Here is an 11,048-nt window from a genome sequence, read left to right as displayed (position 1 = left end):
CTGCCTGCTCACGGGAGGAACGGCAACGGATTGTCGCTGTTGCCGGTCTGCGTCTGGTTGCCGGTCCGGCCGCCCTGCTTCTTCGTCGCGGTCCCGCCGTTGGACGGAGCGTCCTGGATCGACGCGGGGATCGGGAGGAGGTTCTGGATCCACGAGTCGAACCAGCGCCCGGTCCCGGTGACGTCCGAGAACTGCCGCGCGAACGGCGCGAACAGCTGGAGGATCCGGTCGAGGTTGTCCTGGTTCTTCAGCAGGACCCCGTTGACCTTCGCCAGGTTGTCCAGCATCGGCCGCAGCTGCTTCTCGTTCTCCTTGATCAGCGCGTTCACCTGCTGGGACAGGGTCACGGTGTTGATCAGCAGCTGGTGGATGACCGCGCGGCGCGCCTGCACGGCCTGCAGCACCTTGTCACCGTCCTGGACGAGCTTGGCGAAGTCCTGGTTGCGGTCGGCGAGCAGCTCGGAGACGTTCTTGGCCTTGCCGGCCAGCTCGTGCAGCTCGTCGTCGCGGGACGCGACCGTGTTGGACAGCCGCCGCAGGCCCTCCAGCGACGCCCGGACCTCCTCCGGCGAGTTCTTGAACGTCTCCGACAGCACGTCGAAGGACTTGGCGACCTGCTGGACGTCGATCGCGCCGACCCGCCGGCTCAGCTCGCTGATCGCGGGGACGACCTCGAACGGGGTGTGCGTCCGCTCGATCGGGATGTTGCGGGCGAGCCGGCCCTTCCCGCGCGGGGTCAGCTCCAGGTAGTGCGCGCCGAGGATCGTCTTGATCTTGATGCCGGCCTCGGTGCGGTCGCCGAGCCGCACGCCGTCGTCCACCCGGAAGGTGACCTTGACGTGGTCGCCGTCCAGGTCGAGCGCGGTGACCTTGCCGACCTTGACGCCCGCGATGCGGACCTCCTCGTCGGGCTTCAGCCCGGCGGCCTCCTTGAACGCGGCCGTGTGGGTCGTGCCGCCGGAGATGAGCGGGATGTTGTCCAGGTTCATCGCCAGCGCCAGCAGCACCGCGATGACGGCGAACGCGGAGAGCCCGATGGGGACCGGGTTGCGTTCCCGGAACGGGATCCTCATCTACTTGCACCTCGCGTTCTCGTTCACGATCGCCGGGGTCTGGTAGACCGGTCCGCCCGGCAGCCGCACCCGCGCGTCGAGGCCGCAGATGTACATGTTGAACCAGGACCCGTAGGAGGAGATGTTCACGAGCCCCTCCAGCCGCTTCGGCGACCGCTTGAGCCCGCCGTCGAGGGCGGCGCTGTTCGCGTCGAACGTCGCCGCGAGCCTGCTCAGCCCCGCGATGTCGTTCTTGATGCTCGGCCGCGCGTCCGACAGCAGGTCCTGCGTGGTGCCGGTCAGGTCGTTGATCGCCGCGACCGAGTCGAAGATCGCCTTGCGGTCGCCGGAGACGCCGCTGACGAAGCTGCGCAGGTCCCGCACCAGCCGGTCGACCTGGTCGTGCCGCTGGTCGATCGTGCCGAGCACGGTGTTGAGGTTGTCGATGACCTCGCCGATGACCTGGTCCCGGTCGGCGAGCGTGTTGGTCAGCGACGCCACGTGCGCGAGCAGGCTGTTGATCGTCCCGCCCTCGCCCTGCAGCACCTGGATGATCTGCATCGCCAGCGTGTTGACGTCCTTCGGCTCCAGCGCGCGGAACAGCGGCCGGAAGCCGTTGAACAGCGTCGTCAGGTCCAGCGCCGGCTGGGTCTGCGAGACCGGGATCGTGCCGCCCGGCTTCAGGTAGTCGTTGGCCTGCCCGGCGCCGTCGGTCAGCGCGAGGTAGCGCTGGCCCATCAGGTTCCGGTAGCGGATCTGCACCTGCGTGGTGGACGGCAGCCCCGCCTTGAACGGGCCGTCCTCCTCCACGGAGAACGTCACCTCGGCCTTGTCGCCCTTGTACAGCCGGATGTGCTCGATCTGGCCGACCTGGACGCCCGCCGCGCGGACGTCGTCGTTGTCCAGCAGCCCGGTGACGTCGGTGAAGATCGCCTTGTACTCGCGGGTGTCCCGGAAGCGCATGTTGGAGATCGTCATCGCCAGCACGCCGGTGGCCACCGAGGTGATGACCACGAAGGTCAGCAGCTTGATCGCCGCGCCCGAAGTCCTCACTTGATCGTCACCACCGATCCGTCCGAGAGCAGCGGCCCGAACATCAGCTCCGACACGTCCGACAGCTCATCGGCCCTGGTCCGCGTCAGCGGCCCGAGGACGCTCTTCAACTGCTCCTCGGGGGTCAGCGAGCCGGTGTCGACGAACACGTTCGACAGCGCCCGGCCGCGGGCGCCCCCGCCGCCGTTCGGGTCGTCGGGGTTCTTCCACCACAGGTCGTCCTGCGTGCCGTCCAGCGCCAGGTAGTCGGGGAACGGCGTCTTCGGGTTCGGCAGGCCGTAGCAGCGCGGGTTCCGCCGGTCCTTGGCCTCCGGCAGGTCCAGCGGGTTCTTGTAGCCCGGCCGCGGCTTCACGATCTCGATCGTCAGGTTGAAGGTCTTGGACCCGCCCCCGCCGGCGACCCGCTCGGCCTCCGGCTTGAGCTTCATCAGCCCGGCGAACACGCACGGCAGCGACGGCGAGTACCGGGCGACCAGGCTCGCGACGTCCCGGTTCGCGATGTTCACGCCGATGATCTTCGGACCGTTGTGCCGCATGAACACGTCGCCGTCCTGCGCCAGCGCGGTCGTCGCCGGGATCAGCTGCTCGATCGTCGCCTTCTTCGCGGTGATCGTGCGGCTGGTCACGTTGAGGTTCCGCAGCGTCTGCAGCAGGTCCGGCGCGGCCTGCGCGTAGATGTCGGAGACGTCCGCGAGGCCGTGCAGGTCGTGCACCAGCGTGCCGAGCTGCGGGTTGATCTTGCGGAGCAGGTCGTCGGCCTCTTCGAGGTTGCGGCCGATCTGGTCGCCGCGCCCCTGCAGCGCCGTCGCGAGCGCGTTCAGCGTCGCGTTCAGCTCCGCCGGCTTCACCGCCTGCAGCAGCGGCAGCAGGTCGTTCAGCACCTTGTCGATCTCGACGGCGGCCTGCGAGCGGTCCTGCTGGATGACCTGGCCGTCGCGGAGCCCGGCCGGGCCCGCCTGCGCCGGGATCTCCAGGTCCACGTACTTCTCGCCGAACAGCGTCTTCGGCAGCAGCCGCGCCTGCACGTTCCGCGGGATCAGCTTCGCCTTGCCCGGGTCGAGCGCGAGGTGCAGCGTGGCGCCGTCCGCCGTCGCGTCGGTGCCGCGCACCTCGCCGACGATCAGCCCGCGCACCTTCACGTCCGAGTGCGGCAGCAGCTGCAGCCCGGCCCGCTCGGCCTTCACCTTCACCTCGATCACGGGCGTGAACGCCTTGTTGTACAGGGCCACGGTCAGCGCCAGCAGCAGGACGATCACGACGATCATCGCGGTGCCGAGCACCCGGTAGCGCACACGTTCGCTCATCGCGCTACCCCGCGATCCGGACGGTGGTGGTGGTGCCCCAGATCGCCATGCCGAGCAGGAGGTCCGCCACGTTGATGACGACGATGCTGGTGCGCACCGCGCGGCCCACCGCGACGCCGACGCCCGCCGGGCCGCCGGACGCGTGGTAGCCGTAGTAGCAGTGGATCAGCATCACCAGCACCGCGAAAATGATCACTTTGCCGAAGGACCACAAGATGTCGTTCGGCGGTAGGAACAAATGGAAATAGTGGTCGTAGGTGCCGGTCGACTGGCCGTAGAACATCGTCACGATCACCCGCGTCGCGCCGTAGGAGGCGAGCAGGCCCACGATGTACAGCGGGACGACCGCGATCATCCCGGCCAGCATCCGGGTCGTGACGAGGAACGGCATCGACGGGACGGCCATGACCTCCAGCGCGTCGATCTCGTCGGAGATCCGCATCGCGCCGAGCTGCGCGGTGAAGCCGCAGCCGACCGTCGCCGACAGCGCGAGCGCCGACACCAGCGGCGCGATCTCGCGCGTGTTGAAGTAGGACGCGACGAACCCGGTGAACGCGGCCGTGCCGATCTGGTTCAGCGACTCGTAGCCCTGCAGGCCGACCTGGCTGCCGGTGAAGAACGTCATGAAGCCGACGATCACCACCGAGCCGCCGATGACGGCGAGGCCGCCCGTGCCGAGGCTCACCTCGGCCAGCAGGCGCAGCACCTCCGTGCGGTAGCGGCGCAGCACCCGGAACACCCAGGCGAACGCGCGAGCGTAGAACGACATCTGGTGGCCGAAGTCGTCCAGCCGCTCCAGCGGCGCGCTCACCACCCGGGAGACCGCCTTGCCCGTCTTTCCAGGGGCAGCCATCACATCCCCTTCGACGGGACGAACTGGAAGTACAGCGCGGAGATCACGAAGTTCTCCAGGAAGAGCAGCATGAACGTGATGACGACGGTCTGGTTGACCGCGTCGCCGACGCCCTTCGGCCCGCCCTTGGCGTTCAGTCCCTTGTAGGCGGCGACGAGGCCGGCCGTGATGCCGAACACGAACGCCTTGAACTCCGCCTGCAGCAGGTCGGGCAGCTGCGCGATCGCGTTGAACGACGCGAGGTAGGCGCCCGGGGTGCCGCCCTGCAGCATGACGTTGAAGAAGTAGCCGCCCATCAGGCCGACCACCGACACCAGCCCGTTCAGGAACAGCGCGACGAACGCGCACGCGAGCATCCGCGGGACGACCAGGCGGTGCAGGGGGTTGATCCCCAGCACCTCCATGGCGTCGATCTCCTCGCGGATCTTCCGGGAGCCGATGTCGGCGCACATCGCCGACCCGGCCGCGCCCGCGACCAGCAGCGAGGTGACCAGCGGGCTGGCCTCCCGGACGATCGCGACGACCGCGGTCGCACCGGTGTAGGACTGCGCGCCGAGCTGCCGGATCAGCCCGCCGACCTGCAGCGACAGGACGCCGCCGAACGGGATGGCGACCAGCATGGTCGGGACGACCGTGACGCTGACGATGAACCAGGCCTGCTGGATGAACTCGCGCCACTGGAACGGCCACTGGAAGGTCGCGCGGGCGGTGTCGAGGCATAGGGCGAAGAAGCGTCCGGGCTCCTTGACGACCACGTTTGCCGCGCCGTCCCCGATCTTGCGGAACGTCGCGGACGACCCGCCGGCCTTCCCCTCTGCCTGGTCCGCGCCGATACCAGGAGTGGACATCAGTACCCTGCACCACCCGCATGCCGGCCGGGCGGCGGGTTGCCGGGGAACTGGCCGCCGGGCCCGGCCGGGCCGGCGGGCGGCGGGCCGGGGGGCGGACCGGCGGGCCCGCCCGGGGCGGGGGCGCCGACGGGCGTCATGGACGCCACGTACCGCGGCCACTCCTCCACCCAGTTGCGGCCGAGGTCGTCGATGAACGAGCCGGGCGGCGGGGTGACGCCGTGCGCGGCGCACCACGCGCCGGGCGCGTGCATGCCGGCCCGGATCAGCCCGTTGGTCGGCATCTGCTGCGGCGGGATCGGCGGCAGCTTGCCCGAGTCGAGGCCCATCTTGGCCTCGGCCTCCAGCTCGGAGGCGTCCTTCTCCTCCGACATGCCGATCGGGCCGACCTTGCTGGCGTTGAGGAACTGCCGGACGACCGGCTCCTCGCTGGACAGCAGCATCTCCCGCGGCCCGAACATCGCCAGGTGGCGCTGGTACAGCAGCCCGATGTTGTCGGGGAGGGTGCGGGCGGTGTTGATGTCGTGGGTGACGATCAGGAACGTCGCGTTGATCTGCGCGTTCAGGTCGATGAACACCTGGTTCAGGAAGGCGGTGCGGACCGGGTCGAGGCCCGAGTCCGGCTCGTCGACGAGGAGGATCTCCGGGTCGAGGACGAGCGCGCGGGCGAGTCCGGCGCGCTTCTTCATACCGCCGGAGATCTCGCCGGGCAGCTTGTTCTCCGCGCCGAGCAGACCGACCAGTTCCATCTTCTCGAGAACGATGCGCTTGATCTCGGACTCGGACTTCTTGGTGTGCTCGCGCAGCGGGAAGGCGATGTTGTCGAACAGGTTCATGGAGCCGAACAGCGCGCCGTCCTGGAAAAGGACGCCGAACAGCTTCCGGGTCTCGTAGAGCTGCGACTCGGGCAGGTGGGGCAGGTCCCTGTCGCCGATCCAGATGTGCCCGCGGTCGGGCTTGAGCAGCCCGACGAGCGACTTCAGGAAGACCGACTTGCCGGTACCGGACGGGCCCAGAAGAACGGAGATCTCACCTGCGGGAATGGTCAGCGACACGTCCTGCCAGATCACCTGGCGGCCAAAGGACTTGGTCAGGCCCTCGACTCTGATCTCGACGCCCACTCGTCACCTTTCGTCCAGGCCGGGGGGAATCCCGAACCAATGAGCGAGTAGCACTCAGGCTCTTGCTGTCGTCACACGGCGTGTCCGCCGTGTTGCTACCGTCCGGTAGCCGCGCCGGGTTCCACTACCGTAGCGGGCCACCGTCCAAATGGAAGGGGTTCCGGTCCAGATCAGCGGCCAAATGCGACGTCGTAAGACAATCGTTACTTACGGCGTCTATGAGACTAGTGGTCCAAGAACCAGCCGCTCAAGCCCGGGGCACCGCCCGGTCGCCGGCCGCTGTACCGCACCCGGCGGCTGGGACGGGGACCGCCCAGTGTGACCACAGCGTCAGAACGGGACGGTACGCCGCCCGCCGATGGCCACACAACCCGTCGCGGCACACGCTTTTCCGCCGACCTTTATCACTCCGGCACAGGAAAACGGCGGCGGCTGAGCACAGTCTGAGCAACGTCGCCCGCCTGGAACGCGAAGGAGGCGGCCACCCCCGGAAGGGGTGACCGCCTCCTTGGAGAGCGGTGGAGCCGCGGGCTCCGGAGCTCTGGAGCCGTCCTACTTGACGGTGACCGTGGCGCCGGCCTTCTCCAGGGCCTCCTTGGCCTTGTCGGCGGTCTCCTTGTTGACCTTCTCCAGCAGCGGCTTCGGCGCGCCGTCGACCAGGTCCTTGGCCTCCTTGAGGCCGAGGCTCGTGAGCGTACGGACCTCCTTGATGACCTGGATCTTCTTGTCGCCGGCACCCTCGAGGATGACGTCGAACTCGTCCTGGGCCGGGGCCTCCTCGCCACCGGCGGCCGGGGCGCCCGGGGCGGCGGCGACGGCGGCGACCGGGGCGGCGGCCTTGACGTCGAAGACGTCCTCGAACTGCTTCACGAACTCGGAGAGCTCGAGAAGGGTCATCTCCTTGAAAGCGTCGAGCAGCTCGTCGGTGCTGAGCTTCGCCATGATGTTTCCTCCGCTATGGCTTGAAATCTCGGGTGTACGGAACCGCGGGTGCGCCTACTCGGCGGCGGCCTCGGCGGGCGCGGCCTCGGCGGGTGCCTCGGCCGTCTCCCCGGCCTCCTCGCGCTTGGCGCGCAGCGCCTCGGCGAGCTGGGCCGCCTGCGTCGGCAGCGCGTTGAACAGCGCGGCGGCGTTCGCCATCGAGCCCTTCATCGCACCGGCCAGCTTGGCGAGGAGAACCTCGCGCGACTCGAGGTCGGCGAGCTTGGTGACCTCGGCGGCGTCCATCGACTGGCCGTCGATGAAGCCGCCCTTGATCACCAGCATCGGGTTCGCCTTGGCGAAGTCGCGCAGGCCCTTGGCGGCCTCCACCACGTCGCCGCGCACGAACGCGATCGCCGACGGGCCTTCGAGCAGCTCGCGGAACCGCTCGTCGACACCGGCCTCGTTCGCGGCGCGCTTGGTCAGCGTGTTCTTGACCACGCGGAACCGCGCGTTCTCGCCGAGGTTGTCGCGCAGCTCCTTGACCTGCGCGACGCTGAGCCCGCGGTACTCGGTCAGCACGGCACCGCTGGAGCTCTCGAACTCGCTCTTGAGCTCGGCGATCGCCGCGTCCTTGTGGGCCTTGGCCATAGCCCTCCTTCCGATTACCTGGGTGGTCCGATCCGCGCCCGTCCGCAGCGAGGGGACTGGGGCGCCGATCCACCAAAAAACGCCCCGGCGCAGGCGCACGGGGCGTCCAGGCACGGCACGGAGGCCATGCGGAAGCTCTCGTCTCACCTACGCAGGCCGCCCGAACGGTGTCGGGTCCTTCGGTCACCTCACGGGGAGGTGACGACCGGCGGTCTTCGGCATCGAACAGAGTACGCGGCCGCCGCCGGACTTACCAAATCGGCGGAACGGCGGAGGGACCGCGTCCCGTGCGGGTCGCGGTCCCTCGTGGTCGAGCGGTCGGGCCGTCGGACGGTCGGGCCGCCGTCGGGCGGTCCGGGTCAGGCGCCGCCGAGGCCGCCGCCGAGCTTGCTCATGATCTCCTGGAAGTCGGTGACCTGGCTCGCCGGCGGCTCGGCGATGTCGACCGGCTTGCCGAAGTCGCGGTACTTCATCGTCATGGCCATCGTGCCCGCGGCCGTCTGGGACGACTTCATCTTCATCTGCCGCGGCAGCTGCTGCCCGTCGACCCAGAGGTCGAACTGCATGTCCTGCATACCGCTCTTGGCGAGGTTCTTGCGGTACGCCTCCTGCATCTCCGGGGAGAGCTTCGCGATCGCGTCCTCCATCCGGTAGGTGCCGGTGTAGTGGGTCGTCTCGACGCCGTCCACCGTCTCCTGGCCGACCTCGCGGGCGTCCTTCGACGCCGTCAGCATCTTCGTGTTCTGGACCGGGTCCATCTGCCGGGACTGCCGCAGCAGCTCGTCGATGTTCATGCCGGACTGCTTGCCCAGCTCGTCCAGCGACAGCTTGATCCAGGGCTTGGCGGACGCGTTGCCGCCGAGCGCCGACAGCATCGGCATCTTCATGTACATGTTGCGGCCGACGAGCCGCTGCTCCATACCGCCCATCGACTTGCCCGCGGCGGTCATGTCGGTGAAGTTCATGCTGTAGGCGAGGTCGGGCTTCGTCCGGTACTGCATGGTGCCGTTCATCGAGACGTCGCCGTCGGTGGCGCCCGTCATCTGCATCGACATGTCGGCCTTGAACGAGCTGACGTCGCCGGTCTTCTCCGCGGCCTTGCCGAGCACCTGCGCGGCCGTCAGCTTGATGTTCTTGCCGGCCTCGTCCACCTTCTGCCCGGCGTCCCCGAGGCAGCCGGTCATCGAGAGGGCGAGGCCGGTGGCCAGCGCCGTGGCGGCGGCGAAACGACGGATCATCGTGGGGGTTCTCCTTGGTCTTCTGGTCGCCCGGGCGCACGGGCCGATCGGTAGGTCAGACGCTGGAGAACTCGATTCGGTTCATCCCCTCCGGGGTGATCCGTCTTAGTTTCCGCCGAGCAGCGACCCGATCGTCAGCCGGCCCACCTGGTCGGCCGGCGGCGGGTTGACCGTGAAGGAGTCACCGTAGTCGCTGTAGAGGACGGTCGCCGAGCCGGTCTCGCCCTGGTCGCCGTTCGCCTTCGACACGATCTTGCGGGGCAGGTTGTCGCCGTCCGTCCACAGATCGAAGTTGATCTTGCCGTTGGCGCGGTCCTTCGGGAGCCACTTGCCCACCTTCTCGCGCGCCTGCGCGTCGAGGCGGTTCAGCGCGTCATCGATGGTGACCGTGCCCGTGTAGTGCGTCGTCCGCACGCCGTCGATCGTCTCCGTGCCGACCTTGCGGGCGTCCTTGGAGCCGGTGAACATCTTCGTCTGCTCGGCCGGGTCCACCTTCTGCACCTGGTCGACCAGGCCCTGGACGTCGAAGCCGGTCCGCTGCGACACCTGGTTCACGTCGATCTTCACCCACGGCTTGCCGCCGCTGACGAACTGGGCGAGCTGCGGGACCTTCGCGTAGAGCACGTTGCCGGTGAAGACCGCCTGGCCCTTGGCGCCGGGGACGCTCTGCCCGTTCCGGCTGAACTCGTCCAGCTTCGCGCTGAACTGCAGCGTCGGACGCAGCTGGAACTGCCCGTTGGCATGGATCTTGCCGGACTCGTTCCCGCTGTCGGCCACGGTGAGGTCGGCCTTGAACGTGTCGGCCTTCGCCGTCCGCTCGGACGTCTTGATCAGCGCCTGCCCGGCACTGAGCTTCATGTTCTCCGTGTTCGCCGACCCGTCCCCGTTGCATCCGGACAGGACGAGCGCGGCACCCACGGCGGTGCCGCCGGCCGCGACCACAAGTCGTCGGTTCATGAGGGTTGAGCCTCCCTTGTCGCCCTTCTGATGTTCCCAGTGTTCCGGGACATCAACTTCACGGGCATCCCCCGGTGGTACGAATGGGGGCCCCGCCGGTACGACCAACGGCGTAGCCCCCGCACTGCCGGACGCCGTGGCCGGACGGGGAAGCGGGAGGGCCGCCTCAGCGGTAGGAGGCGAAGGACATCGTCCCGTTGAGGGTCGCGCCGGGCGCCTGCGCGTTCATCTGGATCGACGTCGGCCGACCGCTGCTGTCGGCCCACAGGTCGAGGCCGCAGCCGGCGGAGTCGGGGATCGAGGCGCGGAACCGGGCCGCCGCGTCCTGCGGCAGCAGGGCGTACACGCTGCTCATCAGCGCCTGCGCCGTGAAGTGCGTCTTACCGGACGCGTCCGGCCCGCTCGCGGTCATTCCGGGCAGCGTCCCGATCATGAAGGTGAACTGCCGGGGGTCGGAGTCGTTCTGCAGCGCGCCGAGCTGCGCCGCGCTGAGCGTGGACTGCGTCCACTTCGCGCCGTCGTAGCCCTTGAGGACGTTCCCGCTCACGATCACCTTCTGGGTGATCTTGCTCAGCTCGCCGCCCTCGCTCGTCTGCGTGACGCCGGTGGCGCTCATCGCGAACGTGGGCCACAGCGTGAACGAGGCCGTCTCGACGGCGTGCTGGTAGTCGCCGTTCGACCCGAGCGTCACCTTCATCTCCGTCCTGCGGGTGAAGGAGTGCAGGTTGGGGTCCGGCTGGGGCGGTGCCGTGGGCAGCCCGTGCGCGCCGGGGTTCCCGCCGGCGGGGGCGCCGGGGCCGGGGGTGGCGCCGCCGGGCGCACCCGGCGCGGCGGACGGCGCGACCGTGCCCGCCGCGGCGCCGTTGGCGTTGGTCCGGTCCTGCTGCGCCATGGCGGCGGCCGGGGGCATCGAACCGGCGTCCTTCGCGGAGTCCCCGCCGACCTTGACCACCATCAGGATCGCGGTGGGCACGACGGCCACCGCGGTCACTGCGGCGATGGCGATGGCCCGGTCGGTTCGACGCTTCACAGGGACAATTCAACACCAAG

The 11,048-nt window shown here is 69.0% G+C and carries 11 protein-coding genes; all 11 read right to left on the bottom strand.

Going from position 1 to position 11,048, the window contains the following annotated elements; translation table 11 throughout:
• Nucleotides 1–8: 8 nt before the first annotated feature.
• Nucleotides 9–1,073: an MCE family protein gene (locus ABFX46_RS15125; protein ID WP_346042665.1), complete on the bottom strand. Its 1,065-nt coding sequence runs from the start codon at nt 1,071–1,073 to the stop codon at nt 9–11.
• Nucleotides 1,074–2,105 carry an MCE family protein gene (locus ABFX46_RS15120; RefSeq protein WP_346042664.1) on the bottom strand — a complete coding sequence of 344 codons (1,032 nt, stop codon included), beginning with the start codon at nt 2,103–2,105 and terminating at the stop codon, nt 1,074–1,076.
• A complete protein-coding gene (locus ABFX46_RS15115; protein ID WP_346042662.1) occupies nt 2,102–3,409 on the bottom strand; it encodes an MCE family protein in 1,308 nt (435 codons plus the stop codon). The genes ABFX46_RS15120 and ABFX46_RS15115 overlap by 4 nt, the downstream gene beginning before the upstream one ends.
• Nucleotides 3,410–3,413: 4 nt before the next feature.
• The gene (locus tag ABFX46_RS15110; RefSeq protein WP_346042661.1) at nt 3,414–4,262 is read right to left on the bottom strand and encodes an MlaE family ABC transporter permease; all 849 of its coding nucleotides are present in this window, start codon (nt 4,260–4,262) and stop codon (nt 3,414–3,416) included.
• Entirely contained in the window at nt 4,262–5,110 is an 849-nt protein-coding gene (locus tag ABFX46_RS15105; RefSeq protein WP_346042659.1) for an MlaE family ABC transporter permease, read from the bottom strand. The genes ABFX46_RS15110 and ABFX46_RS15105 overlap by 1 nt, the downstream gene beginning before the upstream one ends.
• The gene (locus ABFX46_RS15100; RefSeq protein ID WP_346042658.1) at nt 5,110–6,231 is read right to left on the bottom strand and encodes an ABC transporter ATP-binding protein; all 1,122 of its coding nucleotides are present in this window, start codon (nt 6,229–6,231) and stop codon (nt 5,110–5,112) included. Before ABFX46_RS15100 ends, ABFX46_RS15105 begins: the two co-directional genes overlap by 1 nt.
• A 552-nt stretch (nt 6,232–6,783) precedes the next feature.
• Nucleotides 6,784–7,173, bottom strand: a complete 390-nt coding sequence (rplL, locus tag ABFX46_RS15095; protein WP_346042657.1) for a 50S ribosomal protein L7/L12 — start codon at nt 7,171–7,173, stop codon at nt 6,784–6,786.
• Between the two features lie 54 nt (nt 7,174–7,227).
• Nucleotides 7,228–7,803, bottom strand: a complete 576-nt coding sequence (gene rplJ, locus ABFX46_RS15090; protein WP_346042655.1) for a 50S ribosomal protein L10 — start codon at nt 7,801–7,803, stop codon at nt 7,228–7,230.
• Between the two features lie 359 nt (nt 7,804–8,162).
• Nucleotides 8,163–9,041, bottom strand: coding sequence for an SCO4651 family lipoprotein (locus ABFX46_RS15085; protein WP_346042653.1), 879 nt, complete (start codon nt 9,039–9,041; stop codon nt 8,163–8,165).
• Nucleotides 9,042–9,146: 105 nt separating this feature from the next.
• The gene (locus tag ABFX46_RS15080) at nt 9,147–9,998 is read right to left on the bottom strand and encodes an SCO4651 family lipoprotein (RefSeq protein WP_346042652.1); all 852 of its coding nucleotides are present in this window, start codon (nt 9,996–9,998) and stop codon (nt 9,147–9,149) included.
• 166 nt (nt 9,999–10,164) lie between these two features.
• Nucleotides 10,165–11,028: a hypothetical protein gene (locus tag ABFX46_RS15075; protein WP_346042650.1), complete on the bottom strand. Its 864-nt coding sequence runs from the start codon at nt 11,026–11,028 to the stop codon at nt 10,165–10,167.
• Nucleotides 11,029–11,048 lie beyond the last annotated feature (20 nt).

The sequence above is a fragment of the Actinomadura chokoriensis genome (genome assembly GCF_039529475.1).
Taxonomy (GTDB): Bacteria; Actinomycetota; Actinomycetes; order Streptosporangiales; family Streptosporangiaceae; genus Spirillospora; species Spirillospora bangladeshensis.
The sequence above is the reverse complement of the archived record's forward strand: the minus strand, read 5'-3'. Positions and strand labels throughout refer to the sequence as shown.